Here is a 23,735-nt window from a genome sequence, read left to right on the forward strand (position 1 = left end):
ATTTATTGGAAGGGTATAAAAATAAACGAATTAAGGTTATATTTTATGTTTATTTTATTTTTCTATTCCCCATGCGCTAAGAACAATCACAAATATTTCTGAAGTTCTCTCTTGAAGTATTCAGCACTGGCTGCAGCGCTGATCATTGAGTTTTTAGTGAAATTACCCCCTTGTTCTATATAATAAAACTCTAATCCAGATTCCTTGGGGTCTGGAAGGATCTCATGATAGTTTATAGAACCATTGCCCAATTCGGTGTAATCTCCGCTAAGTTTATCCATATCCTTTATATGCCAGGTAGTATATCGGTTTGGTTGTTCCTTAATCAATTCCTTCGGACTGTAATTTGAAGCACGAATTACCCAATACATATCTATTTGTAATTTCACAAGGGAGGGGTCGGTTTCATTGATAATAATATTAAATCCATTTTCCCCATTCTGATCTTCAAATTCATAACCGTGGTTGTGATAAGAGAATCCAAGTCCTGCATTTGTTATTTGCTCCCCTATGATATTCAATTTATTGGATAACAATCTATACTTGTCCAGCGTTCGTTGTTCTGGAGAAATCCATGGCCATGTAATATAACTGCTTTTTAACGCTTTGGCCCCAACAATGCACTGGTCAACGAAACGGCTTAACTCTTCGTCAGGTTTCTCCAGATAGGGGGAGAAATTATAATGACCACTACTGACCGTTAAATCTAACTCATCCAATAGTAGTTTAAATTCCGAAGAGGGATACCCATAATAGCTCCCATTTTCATTATCAAAACCATAGATTTCAAAATCTTCATATCCAACCTCTTTTAAATACTCCAGAGTTTTCCTAGGGTTCTTGGCCATTTCATCTCTAATGGAAAACAATTGATATCCCATTTTATATTTCGGAGAATCCATTAATGAAAAAGAGGATAGGGGCAACATTGCAGCCAATCCCAGTACACTGGATTTCTCCATAAATTTTCTTCGATCCATAGCAATTAGCGGTTTTAATCTTTATAAAACATTCCAAAATAAAGATAAAATATCTCCCAACCAGCGTACTTGGCAAAGTAGCCGTATTTAAAGTCTTATTGAAGCTCGGAAACCCCTTGCGGCATAATAAGACGGGGCACTATTGTGATATACAAATACAGTCCCGTAACGGAAGTCAGCAAAAAGGGCCCCACCTAGTTTTCTAATCTCGGGAGGTGTCTTCACCCAACTAGATGTTTTGGCATCGAAAACCCCCAACCTCTGCAATCCTTTATATTGTTCTACCGTTAATATTTCAACACCCATTATTGTTGCCATATCAATAGCGTTATTTTTAGGTTTGTGCTCTTTCCTAGACTCCTGTCCCTCCCTATCATAACAAGCACTTCTGCGACCTTTAGGGCTTTCCGCCGCACAATCATAAAAAAGATATTCCTCTGAAATTTCAATATCCCCAACAACTGTTGGATCAACAACATCTGGTTCTCCGCCTGTGCTCTCCATTTCATTCAGTGACCACAATTTTTCGGAATCGGCCTCCAACTTTACTTGGATGGGTCCCCAACCAAGATCCTTATGCCGATCCATATTTTTATGAAAGCGGACTTTTAATGTGCTTATCAGTTCTTGGGCCTGTTCTTGTGACAATACGGGTTTGTATTCCATGATCTCAAGTTTTATTATGCTTTATCGTGTCTTCAAGTATCCAATATGATTATCGATAAATCAACAAGAATCAGGTGGCTCTTACTCTTCCTTACTTTGATTTTCCAGATCTATAATATGTGCCACTGTTCTTATAAGTCGATCGTGCTTGGTGACAAACGGATTGGTCTTATCCCATACATAACCTGCTAAAACAGAACAAATTTGCCTTTTCACCTCCGGATTTTCGGGCTGGTGGAAAAATAAGGTCTGCAAATTACCCGTGTACCACTCCTGTACATAGGAGGAGAATACGGCCACTCCATCCTTAATATGATTAGAATATTCTATTTCCCAATCCACTGTAGCACCTTTTAGTTCCTTGGTTATAAGTTTCGCGCCCAATAGGGCAGATTCTGTGGCAAAGGTGACTCCAGAAGAAAAAACAGGATCTAAAAATTCGGCACTGTTCCCCGTTAAGACAAAACCCTTTCCATAGAGTTGCTTAACGGATTTTGAATAATTCTTTATGGTATGGGGCTCAAAAAGAAAGCTCACCCCCTTAAACCGCTCATAATAATAATCGGATAGTTTTAACATTGCTATTAACTTCTCCGAATCACTACCTTTAAAGGATTCTAAAAACTCTGATGGACCCACATAGCCAATACTTGTTCTCCCATTGGAAAACGGAATTACCCATAACCATACTTCGGTCTGTACCACATCAAAAGTAATGAGGGTACCCTCCTTTCCTGCGGGGCGGTTTATATCCTCAACATGGGTGAAAATTGAGGAATGTTTGGGCAGTGCCGAGGGTTTGTCCAGATCTAACAATCGGGGCAATACCCTACCGTAGCCACTAGAATCGATAATATATTTAGCCTTTATCTGGTACAGCTTCCCATTTTCGTCCTTTACCGAGGTCGTAGATTCGCCATTATCATTAAAACTAACATCCATTACCTCATGGGCAAAGGAAACATCGATTCCCATTTTTATAATTTGATCCACCAGTACCTGATCAAAATCGGCCCGTGGCACTTGCCAGGTCCAATCCCAACCAGCGGTATGCTTTTTACTAAAGTCGAACTCACATACCTTATCTCCCTTAATAAATCGGGCTCCAAATTTCTTTTCAAATCCTATGGCGTCCAAGCCCTCAAGAAGTCCCACCTCTTCAAAATGATCCATACATCTAGGCAAAAGACTTTCTCCTATCACAAACCTCGGAAACACACTTTTCTCTACTACTTTAACATTAATTCCTTGCTGCTTCAAATAGGCCGCAGCAACGCATCCAGAGGGCCCTGCCCCAATTACCAAGACCTCAACAAAACTTTGATCCATTATTTTTAAAATATTGATTGCCTAAATATCATACATTTGCAATCCAAATTAACTAATTTTAACAATAGTAATCCAATTTACTATTTAAATATTGAATTCATATACATGTTGACTCTTAAAGGAAGGTTGGGAATAGAAGATTTCTACCAAATAATATTCAAAGAAGAATCTATTCTTATTAACAACAATGTCTTATCTACGGTTGAAAATAGTTTTGATTTTCTGAAAAAATTTTCTGAGAACAAAGTTATTTACGGGGTTAATACGGGATTTGGCCCCATGGCTCAGTACAAGATCAAAGATTCTGAAAGGATTCAGTTGCAATATAATTTAATACGGAGCCACGCATCCGGAACTGGGAATTTAATTCCTCCTACCTATGTGAAGGCTGCCATGTTGGCCAGATTGAACACCCTATGCCTAGGGCATTCCGGAGTACATATTTCAGTTATAGCGTTAATGACTTCCCTTATCAATAAAAACATTACTCCAATCATCTATGAACATGGTGGAGTAGGTGCCAGTGGAGACCTTGTACAATTGGCACATATAGCCCTAGTACTTATAGGCGAAGGGGAAGTAATGTACAAAGGGGAACGCAGAAATACCCCGGAGGTGTTTAAAATTGAAAACCTTACTCCCATTTCCATTGCCCTACGTGAGGGCCTCGCCTTAATCAATGGGACATCTGTGATGACGGGAATTGGCTTAATAAATACGATAAATGCCAGAAAATTATTGAATTGGATGATTTGCTGTTCCGCTGCGATCAATGAAATTGTCCAAGCTTACGACGATCACCTATCCCACGAATTAAATCAGTCCAAAAAACATTTGGGCCAACGCAAAATCGCCAAAACAATGAGGGACCATCTTAAGGATAGCACCCTCACCCGAAAAAGAGAACATCATCTGTACCATCCCAACAATGATGTTACTATTTTTGAGGAAAAGGTGCAGGAGTACTATTCCCTACGCTGCGTACCACAGATTTTAGGTCCCGTTTTGGATACTTTGAACAATGTGGAAAAGATCTTGATAGAAGAAGTGAATTCTGCCAATGATAATCCCATTGTTGACGTAGAAAACGAACATGTTTACCATGGCGGTAATTTTCACGGGGACTATGTTTCTTTAGAAATGGACAAATTAAAAATGGTTGTTACCAAAATGAGTATGCTTGCGGAAAGACAGCTGAATTATCTGTTAAACCCACATCTAAATAACATTCTGCCACCATTTGTAAACCTGGGTACCTTAGGATTAAATTTCGGAATGCAAGGAGTGCAGTTTACGGCCACCTCCACCACCGCGGAAAACCAAATGTTGTCCAACCCCATGTATGTTCACAGTATCCCCAACAACAATGACAATCAGGATATTGTAAGCATGGGCACCAACGCGGCCAATATTACCAAAAAAGTAATTGAAAACACCTTTGAGGTGATTGCAATAGAAGCGATAACCATTGTACAGGCCATTGAATATTTAAAGGTACAGGATAAAATATCATCAAAAACCAAAAAGATGTACGACGATATCCGGAAACTGGTACCCCCTATCTCCGACAAGGACGAGCCTATGTATCCCTACGTCAACAGTGTCAAAAACTTTATTCTCAACTCCGAACTAGAGATAGACAACCATAGCCAAGTGAATTAAATTATTTGCAAATGAAGTAGATTATGGAAATAATCCTTACATTATTACCGGTTTAAACATTTTAAACATTCCCCCTTTTTATATGAGACAAATCTAATAATCAAGAATCTTATTAACTAAAAAGCACCTAAGAATGAAGACAAAAATAACATCGGCCATGGTACTTCTTTGTATGTTCGGCAGCATCTATGCCCAGCAATATGCACTAGTAAGGGAGAATAATTTGTTTGGATATATCAACAAAGCAGGTGAGTATGCCATCTCTCCCCAATTTAAAAAAGCGGACAATTTCACCAATGAGCGTGCTGCCGCAAACAATGGGGACAAATGGGGATATATAAATCCAAAAGGAGAATGGGCCATTCAACCACAATACGATAATGTAAAGGAATTTAACTCTGGACTGGCACTGGTCAGTGCAGATAAACAGTGGCACTATATAAATACCGCGGGGGAAGTAGTGGCCACACCTACTTCTGATAAATATTACGATTTTAACTATGGCGTGGCCTTTTATAAAAATAACGACAAAATTGGCTTACTGGGAACCGATGGAAAGTTGGTCATAGAGCCAACTTATGATGAAATTAAAGGATTTGTAGATGGTTACGCCAAAGCAAGACAGGGAGATCTTTGGGGGATGGTAGACACAAAAGGAGCAATTTATATTCCCATAGAAAACGAAGAAGTGGGCGACTATAACCGCAAAGGGGTTTGGGTGAAAAAAGAGGGCACATTTGGGATAATTACCAACGGTACGTTCAACCCTGTGGAGAATGCAGAAAGGATTTGGGACTTTACGGACAAATCCGACCTCACCTATGCCAGGAGCAATAAGTTAATGGGCTTTATCAACAATCAGGGAGAATGGGTTATTCCGCCAAAGTTTGATAAGGCGCGCGATTTTAGCCAAGGCCTAGCCCCCGTTTTCATGAATAAGAATTGGGGATTTATCAACGAAAAGGGAGAACAAATAATAGATTTTAAATTTAAGGATGCCGAAGTATTTGGTGCTAACGGACTGGCACCAGCAAAAGATAAAAAATGGGGCTTTATAGATAAAACTGGGAAATGGGCCATTCAACCTGACTACGATATTACCGCCGGATTGTCCTTTGATATGTTTAAAAAGAATGTCGAAAAAGGTTTTATTGATGGACTGGCCCGCGTAAAACATAAAAAGGGTTGGGGGTTTTTAAATAAAAAAGGCGAAGTATTGGGTGATAAATGGTATCAGAATGCAGAGCTATTTGATGACGTAAAGGAATAAATAATACTAATTTTATAAATGAAGGAAAAACAGAAGTTTGCACTGGTAACCGGAGGATCTAGAGGGATAGGAAAAGCCATATGCATACAACTTGCAAAAGATACCGATTATAAAATATTAATCAATTATCAGGGCAATGAAGCTGCAGCCTTGGATACCTTACAAGAAATCCATAAAATTGGGGGAACTGCGGAACTTGTACAATTTAATGTTGGCGATGCAGCGGACGTGCAAACCAAACTGGACGCATGGCACAACAATAATAAGGAGGCAATCATAGAGGTTATCGTAAACAATGCCGGTATTACAAAAGATGGATTGTTTATGTGGATGAAACCCGAAGATTGGAATAGCGTGATAAATACCAGTCTAAACGGATTTTTTAATGTCACCAATCATCTGATTCAAAAATTATTGGTTCACAAATATGGAAGGATCATTAATATGGTATCAGTTTCCGGCCTAAAGGGCACTCCGGGACAAACCAATTATTCTGCCGCAAAGGGAGGTATAATTGCCGCAACTAAAGCCTTGGCACAGGAAATTGCGAAAAGGAATATTACGGTTAATGCGGTAGCACCCGGATTCATTAGAACGGACATGACTGGAGAACTGGACGAAAAGGAATTTAAAAAAATGATCCCGAGCAACCGTTTTGGTGAAGCCGAGGAAGTTGCCCATTTGGTTTCGTTTTTAGCTTCCAAGAACGCGTCGTATATTACCGGGGAAGTCATAAATATTAACGGAGGAATTTATTCTTAAATACAGAAAGAGGAGCATGAGCAGGGTGGTAATTACAGGAATGGGAATTTATTCTTGTTTGGGGAAAAACTTGGCCGAAGTTAAGGAGTCCCTTTACAATGGAACTTCAGGAATAATAGTTGATGAAAAAAGAAAAGAATTTGGATTTAGATCCTGTTTAACGGGTATGGTAGAAGAGCCAAACCTAAAGGAACTATTATCCCGAAGGCAACGATTAAGTATGGGAGAAGAGGGTGCCTATGCCTATGTAGCCACCTTAGAGGCCTTAAAAAACGCAGGAATAACGCAGGAATTTCTGGACAATAATGAGGTTGGCGTACTTTACGGGAACGATAGTACTGCCAAATCAGTTATAGAGTCCATAGACAAGTTAAGGGATAAAAAAGATACTACCTTGGTAGGTTCTGGTGCCATATTTAAGTCCATGAACTCATCGGTAACCATGAATTTATCTACTATCTTTAGGTTAACGGGGATAAACTTCACCGTTAGTGCCGCCTGTGCAAGTGGATCACATGCTATTGGCATAGCCTATCAACTGATTAAAAGTGGGCTACAAGATTGTATTATCTGTGGCGGGGCCCAAGAAATTAATGAACTGGCCATGGGCAGTTTTGACGGCCTTGGCGTATTTTCAGTAAACGACAAGGATCCAAGGATGGCTTCACGTCCTTTTGATAAAAACAGGGATGGACTTGTCCCTAGTGGGGGTGCAGCATCATTAATTGTCGAGAGTTATGAATCTGCAATAAAAAGAAACGCCCCTATTTTAGGGGAAATTATAGGATATGGATTTTCCTCCAATGGCGATCATATTTCAACTCCCAACGTGGATGGTCCTACCAAAGCGATGAAAAAAGCAATAAACCAAGCCAACATAAAAACCAGTGAGATAGATTACGTAAACGCCCATGCAACCTCTACCCCAGTAGGCGATGCCAATGAAGCAAAGGCGATTTATGAGGTTTTTGGGGAAAACGGACCCTATGTTAGTTCTACCAAATCCATGACCGGACATGAATGCTGGATGGCTGGTGCTAGTGAAATTGTATATTCAATGCTGATGATGGAGCATTCCTTCATTGCACCAAATATAAATCTGGAAAATCCAGACGATGATGCCGCCAAATTAAATCTAGTAAGAAAAACACTAGATAAAAAAATTGATGTATTTTTGTCCAATTCATTTGGATTTGGAGGTACAAATTCAGCTTTGTTAATCAAAAAAGTGCAAGAATAAGTATGGATAAAGAAGTGATTATTGAGAAAATAAACGACTTTCTTATAGATGAATTCGAAGTAGATTCGGACGATATCTCACCTATGGCCAATTTAAAGAAAACCCTTGAATTGGACAGCTTGGATTTTGTTGATTTAGTAGTAGCCATCGAATCTAACTTTGGTGTTAAATTAATGGGGGAAGACTTCGTTGATATTGTTACACTTCAAGATTTCTATGATCTGATAGAGCAAAAATTAATTTAAAATAATATCCTAAAAAATGGCTAATCAATGGAAAGGAAAATCCAGAGGTTCTGTTTTAGGATATAAGATTTTTGTTTTTTGTATTAAAAATTTCGGGATAAGGTCCGCCTATTTTATCCTGTATTTTGTAGCATTTTATTTTTGTTTTTTCTCTCCAAAAAGCACTACATCTAGCTATTATTATTTCCGAAAAAGACTTGACTACAGTATTTTCAAGAGCATCCTTTCCATTTATAAAAGCTATTATGTTTTTGGGCAGACCATATTGGACAAAGTAGCTATTTCCTCTGGACTCCGGGACAAGTTTACCTATCATTTTGACGGTGTGGAAAATTTGCAACAAACTTTGACGGACAAAAAAGGGGGCATTTTAATCAGCGCACATTTAGGAAACTTTGAAATTGCCGAATTTTTTCTGGATGAATTGGATGGGAATTCCAACATCCACCTCCTCACCACCGACGCCGAACATAAGGCCATCAAAGAATACCTATCCCGGTACACCAGAAAATCCAAGACTAAATTTATTATTCTCAAGGATGATCTTTCCCATATCTTTGAAATGAACGCCGCTTTGGCCAATAACCAGATCGTTTGTATGACGGGGGATCGTTATGCCCAATCAGCAAAACAATTGACCGCCCCAATTTTGGGAAAGGAAGCCCAATTCCCTGCCGGACCCTTTTTATTGGGATCTAGATTTCAGGTGCCTGTCCTTTTTGTATATGTGATGAAAGAAACCAATTCCCATTATCATTTATATGCTAGAAAGGCTAATTTTAAACACCGGGATGCCCAAGGTCTATTACAAAATTATGTGAGCAGTATGGAGTGGATAATTAAGCAATATCCCTTACAATGGTTCAATTATTTCGATTTTTGGAATTCCAAACCAGCACCTAAATAGTAAAACAAACCCTTAGTTAACCAAGTTTTAACCTGCTAATCTGAACCTTTCCCATCTACCTATATTTTCGTTAAGAAATGGCAGTCGGGATACCAATAGAACGCATGAATGAACATATCCCTATGAAAGAAGTTCTTGTTATTTACTATTCCCAATCCGGACAATTGTGGGACATCGCCCAAAACCTGGTTGCTACTTTGGACAAGCAAAAGGTGAACATTACCTACTATCGTATCAGACCAGAGAAGGATTTCGATTTCCCTTGGACACAGGCAGATTTCTACGATGCATTTCCAGAGACCTTCCTACAACTGTCATGCGCCTTACATCCGCCGGAAGAAAAAATATTAGAAAAAAAATACGACCTCGTTATTTTAGGGTATCAAGTTTGGTATTTAACTCCTTCAATTCCAATAAATTCGTTTTTAACCTCCAGTTTCGCCAAGCAATTATTAAACAATACTCCCGTAGTAACCGTTATTGCTTGTCGTAATATGTGGCTAATGGCACAGGAAAAAATGAAACGTCTTTTGTTGGATTGTAATGCAAAATTGGTAGGAAATATAGCTTTGGTAGACCGACATATAAATCACATCAGCGTAATTACCATTGTACATTGGATGATGGGAGGAAAAAAAACCAAGTACTTGGGGATATTCCCAAAACCAGGGGTATCTGAAGCAGATATCCAAGGTTCCGCCAAATTTGGGGTTCCCATCAATAAAGCCTTACTGTCTAACTCCTACGGAGATTTGCAGAACGAGTTGTTAAAACTGGATGCGGTTCATATAAAACCACTTCTAATTCAGACCGATAAGAGAGGAAATATTTTGTTCACTAAATGGGCCAATCTTATTATAAAGAGTGGAGCTTCCGAAAATGGAAAACGTAAAAAATTACTGGTATTGTTCAAATATTATTTGTTATTTGCGATTTGGGCTATAGCTCCACTAGTTTTTATTGTATTTTTAATAACTTATATCCCCAGGTATAAGACCATAAAAAGAGAGAAAGAATATTATTCATCAGTTCGTTTAAAGAATAATTAATGAAAGACGTTTACATTACCAGAATAGCCACGTTCTTACCAAATAAGCCAATTGATAATGATCAGATGGAAGAAAAACTCGGAATAATCAATGGTAAAAATTCCAAGGCTAGGCGTATTGTATTGCGCAATAATCAAATAAAGACTCGGTATTACGCCATAGATGACGACGGGAATATTACCCATAACAATGCCCAATTGACCAAGGAGGCCATAGAGCGTTTATGCGATGAGAGCTTTACCACCAAAGACATTGCAATCTTATCTTGTGGTACTAGTAGCCCAGATCAAATATTGCCTTCTCATGCGGCAATGGTCCACGGTTTTTTAAAGAACGGCAATCTGGAAATCAACTCGCCTTCAGGGGCCTGTTGTTCGGGAATGAACGCCTTGAAGTACGGTTATATGGCCATTAAAGCGGGAGAAGCGCCCAATGCCGTATGTACCGGATCTGAAAGGACCTCTACCTGGATGAAATCCGAAATTTTCGAGAATGAAGTGGAACATTTAAAAGAATTGGAAGACAATCCTATTCTTGCCTTTAACAAGGAGTTTTTACGTTGGATGCTTTCTGATGGGGCAGCTGCCGTACTATTGGAGAGCGAACCCAAAGGGGCCGCCTTAAAAATAGAGTGGATGGAAGGGTATTCCTATGCTTACGAAATGGAGACCTGTATGTATGCCGGGGGCGATAAATTGGAAAATGGTCATCTAAAACCATGGAGCGAATATCCCGCTGAGGAATGGGGCAAGCGATCTCTTTTCGCTATGAAACAGGACGTTAAATTATTGGGTGAAAATATTCTCGTAAAAGGGGTGGATAGCCTTAAATTGGCCATGAAAAAACACAAAATCACCACCGAAGATTTTGATTATTACCTCCCACATATCTCCTCCTATTATTTTAAGGAACAATTGTATGGAGAATTAAAAAAACAAGGGGTAGAAATTCCTTGGGAGAAGTGGTTTATGAATTTGAGTAAAGTAGGGAATGTTGGTGCAGCCTCCATTTTTATAATGTTAGAAGAACTAGTAGCTTCGGGGAAATTACAAACAGGAGACAAAATATTATTACATGTCCCCGAGAGCGCAAGATTTTCTTACGCCTATGCTTACCTAACGGTCTGTTAAATGAATCTACTGAACAAAACAATTCAGGAAAAAAGTGTGATCGAAAACCTTATTCCGCAGAAATATCCCTTTATAATGGTAGATAAACTACACCATTATTCTGAAACGCAAGTAATTACAGGTCTTAAAGTTCTGGCTACAAATATATTCGTAAAACATGGTGCTTTTATGGCTGCCGGTCTTATAGAACATATGGCACAGTCGGTTGCTTTGCACACCGGATATCAATTTTTCTTAAAAAATGAAGCGGCTCCAACAGGTTATATAGGAGCCATAAAAATGGCCAACATATTGGAGTTGCCAAAAATAGACCAGGAACTGACCACCACCGCAACCATTTTGCACGAAATCCTAGGGGTAACCCTAGTACAGGTACAGGTAGAATGCAACGGTGCAATCATTGCCACCAGCGAACTAAAAACCGTATTGGCCAACTAAACTAATTGAAGGCGACCCGTAAATATATAGATATCAGTAAATTTTTGCCCCATAGAGCCCCCATGCTCATGGTCACAAAAATAATTGCTATAGATAAGGAAACGGTGACCACAGAATTTAAGATCACCAAAGATTGTATTTTTGTAAATAACGATCGGTTATCCGAAACTGGAATTCTTGAAAATGCAGCTCAGGCATGTTCCTCCATTGTAGGGCAGAGCTTTTTTGAAGAAGACGACCTGGAAGGGGAAGGCAACACAATTATTGGTTTTATTAGCGGGATAAAAAAAGTCAGTATTTATAAATTGCCATCGGTAAACGACACCCTGATCACCAAAGCGCAATTAATATCGCGTTTCGATTCGGATAGTTTTAGTCTGTGCACCATCGCTTGCAAAACCTATATAGATGAGGACATAATAGTAGACGCTACTATAAATTTCCTTATTCAGGAGGTATAGCTGCAATAACAAAAAGGAAACACATTAATAATGCACACAAAGTTTGCCCATTTGCAAGGGACCCAAAATTATAAACACCTAGGGGATGAAGAAAAATGAGGTACCACAAGACAAAAGCAATTTGGAGTCTGCAAATTTCAGGGAATTGTGTTATGCTGTTGATGAAAATGGCGAATATACTACAGAACTCAGTACCGGATGGAACCCAAAAACCATCGCCTTGGACAATGCCATAGATGTTCTTAACGAGCGAATTGCTTTAGCCAAACAACGTGTTTTGGACCAAGAAACAAGTCCGTTGGAATATTATATGGAACTCTATAAAATGGACCTTCCCATACTATCGAGCTATGTAGGCCTATGGCAATGGCGAGTAAAAAGACATTTTAAACCCAAGGTTTTTAAAAAATTAAATACCAAAATCTTACAAAAATATGCGGATGTATTCGATATTTCCATCGAAGAACTCAAACGCATCGACCTCTGATACATGGAAATAGATTTTAAACACCAACAAGCTGCACACTGTGAAAATGGGGTGGTGGCCAACCTAATGAACTACAACGGATTTAACATTAGTGAGCCCATGGTCTTTGGAATAGGATCTGGTCTCTTGTTCAGTTATATCCCTTTTTTAAAAGTTAACTACGCCCCCGTTGTTTCCTATAGGGCTTTGCCAGGAATAATCTTTAAAAGGTTTGCCAAGCGAGTAGGTATCAAGATAAAAAAAGAAAAATTTAGATCTGCCCAGACTGCCAAGGCCAGGTTGGATGAAAATCTGGAAAGGAACAATCCCGTTGGACTCCAAGTAGGGGTTTTTAACCTGCCCTATTTTCCAGATGAATACCGGTTTCATTTCAATGGCCATAACCTAGTCGTTTATGGTAAAAAGGATGGCAGGTACTTAATAAGTGACCCGGTTATGGAAACGACTACCTCCCTTTCTGAAAAGGAACTGGAGAAAGTCCGCTTCGCAAAGGGGGCCTTTGCCCCTAAAGGACATATTTATTACCCGATAGATTTTCCGAAAAAATTAGATTTGGAGAACGCAATCTTAAAAGGGATAAAACATACCTGTAGGGATATGCTGGCTCCTGTCCCTATAGTTGGCGTTAAAGGAATGAGGACTATTGCCAAGCTCATTCGCAAGTGGCCAAAATCTAAAGGAACAAAAACTGCCAACCATTATTTGGGACAGATTGTCCGTATGCAAGAAGAGATCGGGACTGGTGGAGGTGGCTTTAGATATATTTATGCCGCCTTCCTGCAAGAGTCGGGCAAACTATTGGGAAATGATAAATTGTTGGAACGCTCCAAGGAAATGACACTTATTGGAGACCAATGGAGGGATTTTGCGGTGGAGGCATCCCGTATCTATAAGAACAGGAGCAATACCAACCCCAGCGAGCAATACCATGAGGTAGCCTCCCAATTGGAAGCCTTAGCCAACAGAGAAGAAGTCTTTTTCAAACAACTTAAAAAATCGATCTAACACACAGATGATCAAGATCTCCCAACTTTCCAAAAAATATAAAAATGCCGATAATTATTCGGTATACCAACTGGATCTCAATATTGGGGACGGGGAAATATTTGGACTCTTGGGACCCAATGGAGCTGGAAAAACAACCTTGATATCCATGTTGAGCTCCCTGATAAAACCCAGCTCCGGAAGCTTTACCATAAATGGACTAACCTATCAAAAAAATCAAAAGAAGTTAAAGCAACTTATTGGAATCGTCCCCCAAGAATACGCCCTCTACCCTACCCTAACCGCCTATGAAAATTTACATTATTTGGGGAGCATGTATGGACTACACGGCAAAATACTAAAGGAAAAAATAGAGTTACAATTACAGACCTTAGGATTGGAGAAATTTGCCCATAAACGGGTGGAGACCTTTTCGGGAGGAATGAAAAGGAGGGTTAATCTTATGGCTAGCATTTTACACGAACCCAAAGTATTGTTCTTGGACGAACCTACTGTTGGAGTAGACGTGCAATCGAAAAACGTAATTATCCAATATTTAAAACAATTGAACGAACAAGGAACTACTATTGTATACACTTCCCATCATCTAAATGAAGCAGAAACCTTCTGTACAAAAGTAGCCATTATCGATAAGGGCGAAATTGTGGTAAAGGGAACGCCAAAAGAGCTTGTTATGCACTATAGGGACGCACATAATCTGGAAGATGTTTTTTTGACGTTAACGGGGAAAAAACTTAGAGATCATGCATAAACTCTGGGCCTCAACATATAAGGAAGCATTGTTGTTGTCTAGGGATATAGGTGGCTTGGCCATCCTATTTATTATGCCGTTAATCTTAGTGGTGACAATAACCTTGATACAGGACAGTACCTTCAGATCAATCAACGACACCAAGATTCCAATACTTTGGGTAGATCATGACCAAGCTGAGGTATCCAAAAATATCTACCAAGGCCTAGACCAGTCCAATTCATTTACCATAATTAAGAAAACATCGGAATTAGAGGCCAAGGAACTGGTGTTTTTAGGAAAATATCAATTAGCGATAATAATTCCACCACAACTTACTGTGGAACTGGAAAACAAGGTGAACAATAATGTAGTGGGCATGCTCTCTAAGTTTGGTCTGGAAGGGGAAACTCCAAAAGCATTGAAGGAGGGCGTAGAAAAAAAGGAGGTTATTCTCTACTTTGACCCAGCTACACAAATGGCCTTTAAAAATAGTATTAAAAATGGGATCGATAAGATGATCTTTAAAATAGAGACACAGACCATTTACAAAGCTTTCCAGAGTCAAGTATCTGACGATCCTTCAGAAGGGATCTTTGATACCGAAAGTTTTATCACATTTAAGGAGGTGATGCCCAATATTGGAGAGAAGGAAATTAAACCCAACTCGGTTCAGCACAACGTTCCGGCATGGACCCTTTTCGCTATTTTCTTTATCATTGTTCCCTTGTCCATTAATATGGTAAAGGAAAAAACCCAAGGCACTTTTGTACGACTTAGGACCAATCCGGTTTCTTATCTTACCGTATTGGGTGGAAAAACCTTGGTCTACCTAACGGTATGTTTAATTCAATTTGCACTTATGCTCTGTATTGGGGTGTATTTTTTCCCATCAATCGGACTTCCTAGCCTAGAGGTTAGCGGTAAACTCCCACTTTTATTCTTAGTAGCTATTTTTGCTGGTCTGGCCGCAATTGGGCTTGGTCTTCTGTTGGGAACCATAGCTAAGACCCAAGAACAATCGGCTCCCTTTGGCGCCACTTTTGTGGTTATCTTGGCTGCCATGGGCGGAGTTTGGGTACCCGTGTTTATTATGCCGAGCTTTATGCAGCTACTCTCTAATTTATCTCCCATGAATTGGGGCTTAAATGCATTCTATGATGTATTTTTAAGAAATGTGGGTTTGGTAGGAGTATTGCCAGAAATATTGTTGTTATTTATATTTTTTATCACCACCACTACAATTTCTATTCTATATAATGAGCGAAAAAATGTCGTCTGAAATAAAAATGGAAATCAGTTTTACCAGTGAAATCCGGGTCCGCTTTGCGGAAACAGATCCTTTGGGAATAGTATGGCACGGAAATTACATCCAATATTTTGAGGATGGCAGAGAAGCCTTTGGGCGCCATCATGGTATTTCCTATCTGGACCATAAGGCCAATGGGTACACCACCCCTATCGTAAAATCCGTATGTGAGCACAAACTCCCCTTAAGCTATGGGGACATCGCCACTATTAAGACTATTTTTATTGATTCTCCTGCAGCAAAGATGATCTTTAAATACGAAATTTATAATCCAAAAAATAAATTGGTCTGTACAGGTGAAACCATTCAGGTCTTTGTAGAAGATCAGGGTTCCCTATCGTTGACCATGCCCGAGTTTTTTTTGGATTGGAAACGAAAAGTTGGATTGCTGCATGAATAATACCTACCTCTCATATAACAATATTGTTTCTTCCCTTGGTTTTGATAGCCCTACGGTTATAGAAAAGATTCGGAATGGCGAATCCGGATTAAAACTAGTAGCGGATACCTCCATTTTTCCAACTCCTTTCTGTTCTTCCTTAATCAATACCGAGCGTTTGGAGAATAAATTTGCCAATTTGGGAAATATAGAGGAGTACACCCGATTGGAACAAATGTTGATTATTTCTTTGGAGGCTACCCTAAAAGCTTCCAAGATAAAATTAACCGATAGGGTCGGTTTAATCATATCTACCACCAAAGGAAATATAGATACCCTTGATCCCTCCCACCCTATGCCCGAAGAGCGGGCCTATTTAGGGACCTTGGGACATATTGTAAAAAGTTATTTTGGATTTAAAACGGAACCCATTGTCCTATCCAATGCTTGTGTATCTGGCTTATTAGCCATATCTGTGGCCAAGCGATTTATTGCCCAAGGCACTTTTGATCACGTTTTTATTGTTGGAGGCGATGTAGTGACTCCATTTATTCTTTCGGGATTTAACTCGTTTCAGGCATTGAGCCCACAGCCTTGCAAACCCTATTGCAAACAGCGATCGGGAATCAATATTGGGGAAGTGGCGGCTAGTGTACTGGTAACAAAAGAAAAAGAAAATTTAGCTCCCGAGGCCGTTGCAATTTTAGGAGAAGGTACCTGCAACGATGCCAATCATATTTCTGGTCCGTCCAGAACGGGGGAAGGACTATACCGAAGTATTGGTTCCGCATTTAAGGAAGCAGGGGTATCCGCAGTCGATATCGATTATATCTCCGCTCATGGAACGGCTACTATTTTTAACGATGAGATGGAGGCCATTACCCTAAACAGGCTTCAATTGGAAAAAACCCCATTAAATAGCCTCAAAGGATATTTTGGACACACTTTGGGTGCTTCGGGCCTCTTGGAGACCATAGTAGGGATGCATTCCCTTTACAACAACACGCTATACTCTACCCTGGGATTCAGCGAATTAGGAGTATCTCAACCAATCAATGTAATTACAAAATCGACCCCTAAGAAATTGGCCATCTTTTTAAAGACAGCCTCGGGTTTTGGAGGATGTAATACCGCTGCGGTATTTAAAAAAGTAACACCATGAAGCGACAACTACTAAAAATAAAGGCCTATGCCAGCATAGCCAATAATAGGGTGTCTCTTAACGATGGAATAGTATTCAGTGAGGAAAAAAATGACTTATCCGCTTTTTTAAAACAGGCCTACAAAAGCTTGGATACCAATTATTCTAAGTTTTTTAAAATGGACGCATTGAGTAAGTTAGGGTTTCTAGCAGCTGATATTATCCTAAAAAGCACCCAGAAAGAACCAGATTTGGAACGTAATACCGCTTTAGTTTTCTCTAATAGCGCCTCCAGTCTTGATACGGATAGGAAACATCAAAAATCAATACAGGACAAGGATAATTATTTTCCCAGTCCAGCCGTTTTTGTCTACACCCTGCCCAATATATGTCTGGGGGAGATAAGTATTAAACATAAACTGTATTCTGAAAATAGTTTTTTTATCTTTAACCACATTAATACTGGGTATTTATTTGACTATGCAAATAATTTAATACTATCCAACAAAGCAGATGAAGTGCTTTGCGGTTGGGTAAACTGCGATGGGGAAGATTACGAGGCATTTGTATACCTAGTTTCCACTGAAGGCACTATACCACATACTAAGGAAGAAATTTTAAAACTCTACAACATCAAATGAGCGAATTAAAACAAGAACTGAAGGAAAAGATTATAACGCAATTGAACTTAGAAGACATTGCAATTGAGGAAATAGCGGATAACGACCCACTTTTTGGTGATGGCCTAGGATTGGATTCCATAGATGCTTTAGAACTTATCGTGATGCTGGACAAAGATTACGGCATTAAATTGACCGATCCTAAGGAAGGTAAAAAGATATTCGAATCCATTGAGATAATGGCTGCCTATATTTCTGAACATCGTAGCAAATAAACCTACCCCATTAGAATGAACCTTACCATGCCCAATCCATAAAATCAACAGGAATAGGGAAAGGTAACCTAACAAAACTCATATGTCAAAAGGAGTAGCCATTACGGGAATGGGTATCATTTCCGCCATTGGGAACAATGTTGTGGAGAATTACAATTCGCTAATTGAGGGGAGAAAAGGAATTTCGAGGGTTTCCAAAATAGAAACGATTCTCCAGGATAGTATTATGGTGGGTGAAATAGATTACACTAACCAGGAGTTGGAGCAACTTTTGGGATTAGATCCAAGTAACAACTATTCCAGGACTGCTCTTTTGGGTGCTGTTGCGGCTAGGGAGGCTTTCCAAGATGCCAACATTTCCGATGATGACACCTATAAAACTGGATTGGTTTCCGCTACCAGTGTTGGTGGGATGGATATGACCGAAAAATATTATTACGATTATCTGGAAAGCGACGAGCACAGAAAATACATAGAGGGTCATCACGCTGGGGATTCCACACAAAAAATCGCCTCACTATTGGGTATCGATCAAAGTTTGGTCACTACAATAAGTACCGCCTGCTCCTCGGCCGCCAATGCAATAATGTTTGGTGCCCGATTGATAAAAACGGGAAAGTTAGACCGAGTTATAGTTGGTGGAACCGATTGTTTATCCAAATTCACCATTAACGGTTTTAATACCCTGATGATTTTGTCGGACACTTATAGCACTCCTTTTGATGAAGATAGAAAAGGACTAAATTTAGGGGAGGCAGCGGCTTTTTTAGTGTTGGAATCGGAAGAGGTGGTAAAAAAGGAAAACAAAAAAGTATTGGGTTATGTCTTGGGATATGGCAACGCAAATGATGCCTTCCACCAAACGGCCTCCTCGGAAAATGGCGATGGTGCAACTCTTTCCATGCAAAAGGCACTTGAGGTAGCCGGTTTAGACCCCAAGGATATAGATTATATTAATGCTCATGGCACTGCCACCGGCAATAACGACCTATCAGAAGGAAGGGCCATTATAAGGGTCTTTGGCGACAAGGTGCCCGAATTTAGTTCCACAAAAGCCTATACGGGCCATACCTTGGCGGCAGCTGGTGCTATTGAAGCCGTTTTTTCCATTCTTGCTTTACAGAATAACGTAATTTACCCCAATTTAAATTTTAAAACTCCCATGAAAGAGTTTACGCTGATCCCGGAAACAACCTTAAAAGAAAAGGATCTTAATACAGTTCTTTCCAATTCATTAGGATTTGGTGGGAATTGCTCCACCATAATATTTTCAAATCGGCCTTAATTGGATAGTATTATATTTACAAGTATATACTTTCAGGATTTTATCAGATTTCACACCTAAAATCGGTATTTTAACACAGCATGCAAAAAGTCTATATTAACGGTATCGGGTCCATATCTGCCCAAAAAACATTCGACAATAAGGAGTTCTTGGAGGAAATTACCCCCTATCATGACCATGTTATTGCTGCTGTAGAGCCCAATTACAAGGATTATATTCCACCTGCAGCCGCAAGAAGAATGGCCAAGGGAATAAAAATGGGTGTTGTGGCTGCACAAATAGCTATGGACGAGGCAGGTCTAGATAAGGTAGATGCTATTATTACCGGGACAGGAATGGGGTGCGTACGGGATTCAGAGAAATTTGTATCCGCAATTTTAGACAATAAAGAACAGTTCCTTACCCCTACCTCCTTTATACAATCTACCCACAATACGGTAGCCGGACAAATTGCTTTGGGCATCAACTGCAAGGGCTACAATTTCACCTATGTGCATAGCAGCATTTCTTTTGAATCAGCCTTGTTAGATGCCTTAATGCAGCTACAGGCCCAAGAAGCTGAAACTATTTTGATTGGAGGGGTGGACGAATCTGGAAAACACACCAATGCTATCCACCACCTGATAAAGCATATAAAACAGGAAAAAGTGGATTTTTCCAAATTGTTGGAATCCAAGACCGAAGGCTCCGTTTTTGGGGAAGGTGCCAATTTTTTCGCATTGTCCAATAGCAAACAAAGGAATAGCTATGCCCAGGTTTTGGATGTACGAACCTTTAATACGTTACCAAAATCCCAGCTTGTAGAAAAGCTCATGGAATTCCTATTGGATAACAAACTGCAACTAGATGATATAGATATTGTTATTTGTGGCCATAATGGAGATGTTACCTATGACCAATATTACCGGGAATTAACCTCATCGGCTTTTAAAAATACCCAACAGGCATATTACAAACATCTCAGCGGGGAGTTTAATACTGCATCGGCATTCGGATTTTGGTTGGCGGCCAAAATTATTAAGTCCCAACATATCCCGGAAATAATCACCTTAAATAGAGTTAAAGACACCGGCTTTAAAACGGTATTGCTCTACAACCAATACCGTGGAGAAAACCATAGTTTTACCCTGCTATGCAAATGCTAAGATTTAAGACCATAAACTTAATTTTTGGGATTGTTTTGATCCTAATAGTGTTGTTGGACTATTTTTTTAATTTGTCTAGCTGGATATATGGACTGATGGGCGTTTTATGGATCACTTTAACCACTGTAGGCGCTTTCCATATTCGCTGGAACTACCATCTGAAAGCAATCCATCAAAACAAGGGGATTAAAGACAATTGGGTAGCCATCACTTTTGATGATGGGCCACATCCAGAATTTACACCCAAAATTTTAAAGCTATTACAAATGCACGATGCCAAAGCTACATTTTTCTGCGTAGGGAAACAGCTAGAACAAAATGGAGAGTTAACAGAAGAAATCGTGACCCAAGGGCATACCCTTGGGAACCACACCTATTCCCATGCCAATGACTTCGGATTCTTTGGCACTGAAAAAGTGATTACAGAACTTAAACAGACTAAGGAAATCATAAAAGCAATGACCGGTTTGGAAACACGCTTATATAGGCCCGCTTTTGGAGTGACCAATCCCAATATTAAGAAAGCAGTCCACCATTTAAGTCTTCAGACCATAGGATGGAGCATTAGATCCCTAGACACCACCAACCTGTCTACAAAAAAAGTGCTGCACCGCATTACCAGAAAGCTAAATAAGGGCGATATTATCCTTTTACATGACACCAGTGAAAAGACGGTAGAAGTATTGGAACAGTTATTGCTATTTTTACAAAAAAACAATATGCGGTCGGTTACGGTAAATCAACTGCTAGACCTAGAAGCCTATGCGTAATATCCTTTTTACAACCCTTCTTTTAGTTGGTTTATATTCCCTAAACGGGCAGGACTCACCTATGAACCAAGGAGAAATCGACAGCTTTAAATCCTTGGTTACCAGAACTTCCGAGGCCACCAATACGATCCAAAGTGAATTTGTACAATACAAGCATATGGATTTTCTTACCAACGATATCATTACCGAAGGCTCCATGGCATTCAAGACCCCTAATAAGGTGAAATGGGAGTATACCAAACCCTTCAAATACAGTGTGATTTTTATGGAGGATCAGCTGCTGATCAATGACGGGGGCACCAAAAGCAATGTTGACCTTGGAAACAGCACCTTATTTAAAAAACTGAACCAGTTGATTGTGAACAGTGTAAAGGGCAATTTGTTTAACGACGCCGATTTTAAGACTTCCTATTTCCATGATATGGACTACAATAAAGTTGTTTTTACCCCCAAGGATGAAAAAATAAAAAAATATATTGCCAGTTTTATATTGATATTCGACAAAGATCAAGGCTATGTTAAAGAGGTAAAGATGGTAGAACCTTCGAATGACTTTACCCGAATTGTCTTTAAAAACCGTATGATCAACAAACCCCTGGCCGATGAGGTATTTAGTAATTAGCCTTGTTTTCCTATTATTTTCCTGCGGCTCCTATCCCAAGAAAAATGATTACAAAAAGGTGGAACGCCCCGCAGTAGAAATAATCAATCCTTACTTCTCGGATATGGAGAAAGATTATATTTACAAGGCGAAAATTAATTTTCGCCAAAAATCTTTTGGGGGAATTTTTATAGTAAAGAAGTTGGAAAAGGACCACCACAGGGTTGTTTTCACCACCGAAATGGGAAACAAAATATTAGATTTCTCGTTTATTGGTAATCATGTTGAGGTAAATTATATTGTAGAGGAAATAAATAAGAAGATAGTGATGGACCTCCTAAAACAAGATTTTTTTGTAGTAATACACGAAACGCCCCGCATGCTCCAACAATTCTCAAAACCTGGGGACACTACCCTTTTGAAAACTGAATTCAACAAGAACACCTACTTTTATATATATCATGACAACCGCTTAAACAAGGTGATCCGTACAAAAAATGCTAAGGAAAAATCGGTCTATATATTTTCTCAAGTGGAGGATAATAGTGCAAATGAAATTGATATTACACATAAAAAGATTAAGTTGAATATCCATTTAAAATCTATCTAAGGATGAAGAATATTCTATTTTCCGTGGTATTCCTGTTTTATCACTCCTATTTTTGCTCAAAACAAATTCAGTTTCGGCATAAAATGGGTTTAAATAATTCCTAAGTACTAAATTAGGGTCTAGACAACATGCTTGCATTGTTTGCAGGGTAGTTTTAGATATCGATTTTAATGATGTTGTTACCAATGAAAACCATACGGTGGAGAATGAGTTAAAAAGGGAGCTCCAAATTGTGCTCGCCATTAAATTAAAAATGTAAGTTATATGCTGATCGAAGGACTTTACACCACCGAAATATTTAATAAAACCGAAAGGGGAATCACCGCCCAGATCAAGATTAATCCAAGACATCCAATTTTTGATGGGCATTTTCCTGGAAAACCAGTGATGCCCGGAGTATGTATGATTCAAATAATCAAGGAACTTACTGAACGCGCTTTAGAGAAGGAGCTGTTCCTATCCATTGCCTCCAATGTAAAGTTTATGGCGATCATTAATCCAACAACGGACCCCGTTCTACGCTTGGAACTTGAAGTCAATGAAGACGATCAATTGATTAAAGTAAAAAACACCACCCATTTTGGGGATACTATTGCCCTTAAGCTTAGCGCAACCTTTAAAATTATGGAATAAATGAAAATAGTTTACATTCTTTTTATAGGTCTTCTATCGGGTTTTACGTATCTAGATATTGCCCAAGTACGGGAAGATTTTAAACTGGCTAGCAAAGAAAGGGAGTCGGCCTTTACTTTATTGGAGAAGCTTACCTCGGTCACCAAAGAGGACCAAAAGGTGTTGGTTGCCTATAAAGGAACAGTTATGGCGATTACGGCAAAATACACCAAAGATAACCAAGAGCGAAAAAACAGGTTTAAATCTGGTGTAGAATTGTTAGAGTATGCAGTTTCTCAAGAACCGAACAATATTGAAATACGATGCCTTAGGCTCAGTATACAGGAAAACACTCCTAAATTTTTAAAATACAAATCTAACTTGGAAGCGGATAAATTATTTATCCTGACCAACTATAAAAAGACGACTTCAAAAGCGGTCAGGGATTTTGTAAAATCCTATATTATGCAGTCCGCCGGATTTAATACAGAGGAAAAAGAGAGCTTATAATTTTTGGAATTCCTATTTTTGCGGTTCAAATTTTGTACTTTCCTATAAAGTGTAACGTTTAAACCCCAAAAGACCGTGCCACCAAATACCAAACCTACTATCGCTACCGCAGCAATT

28 protein-coding genes are annotated in these 23,735 nt (G+C 39.2%); 25 read left to right on the forward strand and 3 right to left on the reverse strand.

Going from position 1 to position 23,735, the window contains the following annotated elements; genetic code table 11:
• Nucleotides 1-86: 86 nt before the first annotated feature.
• From KCTC52924_RS00905 to KCTC52924_RS00915, 3 genes are all read right to left on the reverse strand, one after another.
• Nucleotides 87-980: a sugar phosphate isomerase/epimerase gene (locus tag KCTC52924_RS00905; RefSeq protein ID WP_251808639.1), complete on the reverse strand. Its 894-nt coding sequence runs from the start codon at nt 978-980 to the stop codon at nt 87-89.
• Between the two features lie 87 nt (nt 981-1,067).
• Entirely contained in the window at nt 1,068-1,646 is a 579-nt protein-coding gene (locus KCTC52924_RS00910) for a DUF4256 domain-containing protein (RefSeq protein ID WP_251808638.1), read from the reverse strand.
• Nucleotides 1,647-1,727: 81 nt separating this feature from the next.
• Complete coding sequence (locus KCTC52924_RS00915; RefSeq protein ID WP_251808637.1) at nt 1,728-2,975, reverse strand: NAD(P)/FAD-dependent oxidoreductase; 1,248 nt, start codon at nt 2,973-2,975, stop codon at nt 1,728-1,730.
• 105 nt (nt 2,976-3,080) lie between these two features.
• Here KCTC52924_RS00915 and hutH point away from each other — a divergent pair, with 105 nt between their 5' ends.
• From hutH to KCTC52924_RS01040, 25 genes are all read left to right on the forward strand, one after another.
• Complete coding sequence (hutH, locus tag KCTC52924_RS00920; protein ID WP_251808636.1) at nt 3,081-4,637, forward strand: histidine ammonia-lyase; 1,557 nt, start codon at nt 3,081-3,083, stop codon at nt 4,635-4,637.
• Nucleotides 4,638-4,770: 133 nt separating this feature from the next.
• Nucleotides 4,771-5,907, forward strand: a complete 1,137-nt coding sequence (locus KCTC52924_RS00925) for a WG repeat-containing protein (protein WP_251808635.1) — start codon at nt 4,771-4,773, stop codon at nt 5,905-5,907.
• Nucleotides 5,908-5,925: 18 nt separating this feature from the next.
• On the forward strand, nt 5,926-6,669 hold the full coding sequence (gene fabG, locus KCTC52924_RS00930; protein ID WP_251808634.1) for a 3-oxoacyl-ACP reductase FabG: 744 nt from the start codon (nt 5,926-5,928) through the stop codon (nt 6,667-6,669).
• 16 nt (nt 6,670-6,685) lie between these two features.
• The gene (locus KCTC52924_RS00935; protein WP_251808633.1) at nt 6,686-7,909 is read left to right on the forward strand and encodes a beta-ketoacyl synthase; all 1,224 of its coding nucleotides are present in this window, start codon (nt 6,686-6,688) and stop codon (nt 7,907-7,909) included.
• A 2-nt stretch (nt 7,910-7,911) separates the two neighbouring features.
• Complete coding sequence (locus tag KCTC52924_RS00940) at nt 7,912-8,154, forward strand: acyl carrier protein (protein ID WP_251808632.1); 243 nt, start codon at nt 7,912-7,914, stop codon at nt 8,152-8,154.
• 16 nt (nt 8,155-8,170) lie between these two features.
• Entirely contained in the window at nt 8,171-9,061 is an 891-nt protein-coding gene (locus KCTC52924_RS00945; protein WP_251808631.1) for a lipid A biosynthesis acyltransferase, read from the forward strand.
• A 122-nt stretch (nt 9,062-9,183) separates the two neighbouring features.
• A complete protein-coding gene (locus KCTC52924_RS00950) occupies nt 9,184-10,110 on the forward strand; it encodes a flavodoxin (RefSeq protein WP_251808793.1) in 927 nt (308 codons plus the stop codon).
• Complete coding sequence (locus KCTC52924_RS00955) at nt 10,110-11,240, forward strand: beta-ketoacyl-ACP synthase III (RefSeq protein WP_251808630.1); 1,131 nt, start codon at nt 10,110-10,112, stop codon at nt 11,238-11,240. Before KCTC52924_RS00950 ends, KCTC52924_RS00955 begins: the two co-directional genes overlap by 1 nt.
• Nucleotides 11,241-11,678, forward strand: a complete 438-nt coding sequence (locus tag KCTC52924_RS00960) for a hypothetical protein (RefSeq protein WP_251808629.1) — start codon at nt 11,241-11,243, stop codon at nt 11,676-11,678.
• Nucleotides 11,679-11,746: 68 nt separating this feature from the next.
• Nucleotides 11,747-12,139: an ABC transporter permease gene (locus tag KCTC52924_RS00965; protein ID WP_251808628.1), complete on the forward strand. Its 393-nt coding sequence runs from the start codon at nt 11,747-11,749 to the stop codon at nt 12,137-12,139.
• A gap of 85 nt (nt 12,140-12,224) precedes the next feature.
• Nucleotides 12,225-12,626 (forward strand): hypothetical protein, encoded by a 402-nt coding sequence (locus tag KCTC52924_RS00970; protein WP_251808627.1) that lies wholly within the window; start codon nt 12,225-12,227, stop codon nt 12,624-12,626.
• Nucleotides 12,627-12,629: 3 nt separating this feature from the next.
• On the forward strand, nt 12,630-13,631 hold the full coding sequence (locus KCTC52924_RS00975) for a BtrH N-terminal domain-containing protein (RefSeq protein WP_251808626.1): 1,002 nt from the start codon (nt 12,630-12,632) through the stop codon (nt 13,629-13,631).
• A gap of 7 nt (nt 13,632-13,638) precedes the next feature.
• Complete coding sequence (locus tag KCTC52924_RS00980) at nt 13,639-14,382, forward strand: ABC transporter ATP-binding protein (protein ID WP_251808625.1); 744 nt, start codon at nt 13,639-13,641, stop codon at nt 14,380-14,382.
• Nucleotides 14,375-15,643, forward strand: a complete 1,269-nt coding sequence (locus KCTC52924_RS00985) for an ABC transporter permease (protein WP_251808624.1) — start codon at nt 14,375-14,377, stop codon at nt 15,641-15,643. Before KCTC52924_RS00980 ends, KCTC52924_RS00985 begins: the two co-directional genes overlap by 8 nt.
• Entirely contained in the window at nt 15,633-16,070 is a 438-nt protein-coding gene (locus KCTC52924_RS00990) for a thioesterase family protein (RefSeq protein ID WP_251808623.1), read from the forward strand. The genes KCTC52924_RS00985 and KCTC52924_RS00990 overlap by 11 nt, the downstream gene beginning before the upstream one ends.
• Nucleotides 16,063-17,211, forward strand: a complete 1,149-nt coding sequence (locus KCTC52924_RS00995) for a beta-ketoacyl synthase (RefSeq protein WP_251808622.1) — start codon at nt 16,063-16,065, stop codon at nt 17,209-17,211. The genes KCTC52924_RS00990 and KCTC52924_RS00995 overlap by 8 nt, the downstream gene beginning before the upstream one ends.
• Nucleotides 17,208-17,831: a 3-oxoacyl-ACP synthase gene (locus KCTC52924_RS01000; RefSeq protein WP_251808621.1), complete on the forward strand. Its 624-nt coding sequence runs from the start codon at nt 17,208-17,210 to the stop codon at nt 17,829-17,831. The genes KCTC52924_RS00995 and KCTC52924_RS01000 overlap by 4 nt, the downstream gene beginning before the upstream one ends.
• Nucleotides 17,828-18,085, forward strand: a complete 258-nt coding sequence (locus tag KCTC52924_RS01005; protein ID WP_251808620.1) for a phosphopantetheine-binding protein — start codon at nt 17,828-17,830, stop codon at nt 18,083-18,085. The genes KCTC52924_RS01000 and KCTC52924_RS01005 overlap by 4 nt, the downstream gene beginning before the upstream one ends.
• Before the next feature lie 82 nt (nt 18,086-18,167).
• Complete coding sequence (locus tag KCTC52924_RS01010; RefSeq protein ID WP_251808619.1) at nt 18,168-19,370, forward strand: beta-ketoacyl synthase; 1,203 nt, start codon at nt 18,168-18,170, stop codon at nt 19,368-19,370.
• An 80-nt stretch (nt 19,371-19,450) separates the two neighbouring features.
• A complete protein-coding gene (locus KCTC52924_RS01015; protein WP_251808618.1) occupies nt 19,451-20,515 on the forward strand; it encodes a beta-ketoacyl synthase N-terminal-like domain-containing protein in 1,065 nt (354 codons plus the stop codon).
• Nucleotides 20,509-21,285 carry a polysaccharide deacetylase family protein gene (locus tag KCTC52924_RS01020; protein WP_251808617.1) on the forward strand — a complete coding sequence of 259 codons (777 nt, stop codon included), beginning with the start codon at nt 20,509-20,511 and terminating at the stop codon, nt 21,283-21,285. The genes KCTC52924_RS01015 and KCTC52924_RS01020 overlap by 7 nt, the downstream gene beginning before the upstream one ends.
• Nucleotides 21,278-21,907, forward strand: coding sequence for an outer membrane lipoprotein carrier protein LolA (locus KCTC52924_RS01025; protein ID WP_370671496.1), 630 nt, complete (start codon nt 21,278-21,280; stop codon nt 21,905-21,907). Before KCTC52924_RS01020 ends, KCTC52924_RS01025 begins: the two co-directional genes overlap by 8 nt.
• Nucleotides 21,888-22,496 (forward strand): hypothetical protein, encoded by a 609-nt coding sequence (locus KCTC52924_RS01030; protein WP_251808615.1) that lies wholly within the window; start codon nt 21,888-21,890, stop codon nt 22,494-22,496. The genes KCTC52924_RS01025 and KCTC52924_RS01030 overlap by 20 nt, the downstream gene beginning before the upstream one ends.
• Before the next feature lie 264 nt (nt 22,497-22,760).
• The gene (locus KCTC52924_RS01035) at nt 22,761-23,129 is read left to right on the forward strand and encodes a 3-hydroxyacyl-ACP dehydratase (RefSeq protein WP_251808614.1); all 369 of its coding nucleotides are present in this window, start codon (nt 22,761-22,763) and stop codon (nt 23,127-23,129) included.
• Nucleotides 23,130-23,618, forward strand: coding sequence for a hypothetical protein (locus tag KCTC52924_RS01040; protein ID WP_251808613.1), 489 nt, complete (start codon nt 23,130-23,132; stop codon nt 23,616-23,618).
• The last annotated feature ends 117 nt before the right edge of the window (nt 23,619-23,735 follow it).

The sequence above is a fragment of the Arenibacter antarcticus genome, from assembly GCF_041320605.1.
GTDB lineage: Bacteria > Bacteroidota > Bacteroidia > Flavobacteriales > Flavobacteriaceae > Arenibacter > Arenibacter antarcticus.

Excerpts from the sequence above, each read along its gene's own strand:
- KCTC52924_RS00905 (WP_251808639.1), bottom strand. The coding sequence starts at position 980 with ATGGATCGAAGAAAATTTATGGAGAAATCCAGTGTACTGGGATTGGCT.
- KCTC52924_RS00910 (WP_251808638.1), bottom strand. The coding sequence starts at position 1,646 with ATGGAATACAAACCCGTATTGTCACAAGAACAGGCCCAAGAACTGATA.
- KCTC52924_RS00915 (WP_251808637.1), bottom strand. The coding sequence starts at position 2,975 with ATGGATCAAAGTTTTGTTGAGGTCTTGGTAATTGGGGCAGGGCCCTCT.
- hutH (WP_251808636.1), top strand. The coding sequence starts at position 3,081 with ATGTTGACTCTTAAAGGAAGGTTGGGAATAGAAGATTTCTACCAAATA.
- KCTC52924_RS00925 (WP_251808635.1), top strand. The coding sequence starts at position 4,771 with ATGAAGACAAAAATAACATCGGCCATGGTACTTCTTTGTATGTTCGGC.
- fabG (WP_251808634.1), top strand. The coding sequence starts at position 5,926 with ATGAAGGAAAAACAGAAGTTTGCACTGGTAACCGGAGGATCTAGAGGG.
- KCTC52924_RS00935 (WP_251808633.1), top strand. The coding sequence starts at position 6,686 with ATGAGCAGGGTGGTAATTACAGGAATGGGAATTTATTCTTGTTTGGGG.
- KCTC52924_RS00940 (WP_251808632.1), top strand. The coding sequence starts at position 7,912 with ATGGATAAAGAAGTGATTATTGAGAAAATAAACGACTTTCTTATAGAT.
- KCTC52924_RS00945 (WP_251808631.1), top strand. The coding sequence starts at position 8,171 with ATGGCTAATCAATGGAAAGGAAAATCCAGAGGTTCTGTTTTAGGATAT.
- KCTC52924_RS00950 (WP_251808793.1), top strand. The coding sequence starts at position 9,184 with ATGAAAGAAGTTCTTGTTATTTACTATTCCCAATCCGGACAATTGTGG.
- KCTC52924_RS00955 (WP_251808630.1), top strand. The coding sequence starts at position 10,110 with ATGAAAGACGTTTACATTACCAGAATAGCCACGTTCTTACCAAATAAG.
- KCTC52924_RS00960 (WP_251808629.1), top strand. The coding sequence starts at position 11,241 with ATGAATCTACTGAACAAAACAATTCAGGAAAAAAGTGTGATCGAAAAC.
- KCTC52924_RS00965 (WP_251808628.1), top strand. The coding sequence starts at position 11,747 with ATGGTCACAAAAATAATTGCTATAGATAAGGAAACGGTGACCACAGAA.
- KCTC52924_RS00970 (WP_251808627.1), top strand. The coding sequence starts at position 12,225 with ATGAAGAAAAATGAGGTACCACAAGACAAAAGCAATTTGGAGTCTGCA.
- KCTC52924_RS00975 (WP_251808626.1), top strand. The coding sequence starts at position 12,630 with ATGGAAATAGATTTTAAACACCAACAAGCTGCACACTGTGAAAATGGG.
- KCTC52924_RS00980 (WP_251808625.1), top strand. The coding sequence starts at position 13,639 with ATGATCAAGATCTCCCAACTTTCCAAAAAATATAAAAATGCCGATAAT.
- KCTC52924_RS00985 (WP_251808624.1), top strand. The coding sequence starts at position 14,375 with ATGCATAAACTCTGGGCCTCAACATATAAGGAAGCATTGTTGTTGTCT.
- KCTC52924_RS00990 (WP_251808623.1), top strand. The coding sequence starts at position 15,633 with ATGTCGTCTGAAATAAAAATGGAAATCAGTTTTACCAGTGAAATCCGG.
- KCTC52924_RS00995 (WP_251808622.1), top strand. The coding sequence starts at position 16,063 with ATGAATAATACCTACCTCTCATATAACAATATTGTTTCTTCCCTTGGT.
- KCTC52924_RS01000 (WP_251808621.1), top strand. The coding sequence starts at position 17,208 with ATGAAGCGACAACTACTAAAAATAAAGGCCTATGCCAGCATAGCCAAT.
- KCTC52924_RS01005 (WP_251808620.1), top strand. The coding sequence starts at position 17,828 with ATGAGCGAATTAAAACAAGAACTGAAGGAAAAGATTATAACGCAATTG.
- KCTC52924_RS01010 (WP_251808619.1), top strand. The coding sequence starts at position 18,168 with ATGTCAAAAGGAGTAGCCATTACGGGAATGGGTATCATTTCCGCCATT.
- KCTC52924_RS01015 (WP_251808618.1), top strand. The coding sequence starts at position 19,451 with ATGCAAAAAGTCTATATTAACGGTATCGGGTCCATATCTGCCCAAAAA.
- KCTC52924_RS01020 (WP_251808617.1), top strand. The coding sequence starts at position 20,509 with ATGCTAAGATTTAAGACCATAAACTTAATTTTTGGGATTGTTTTGATC.
- KCTC52924_RS01025 (WP_370671496.1), top strand. The coding sequence starts at position 21,278 with ATGCGTAATATCCTTTTTACAACCCTTCTTTTAGTTGGTTTATATTCC.
- KCTC52924_RS01030 (WP_251808615.1), top strand. The coding sequence starts at position 21,888 with ATGAGGTATTTAGTAATTAGCCTTGTTTTCCTATTATTTTCCTGCGGC.
- KCTC52924_RS01035 (WP_251808614.1), top strand. The coding sequence starts at position 22,761 with ATGCTGATCGAAGGACTTTACACCACCGAAATATTTAATAAAACCGAA.
- KCTC52924_RS01040 (WP_251808613.1), top strand. The coding sequence starts at position 23,130 with ATGAAAATAGTTTACATTCTTTTTATAGGTCTTCTATCGGGTTTTACG.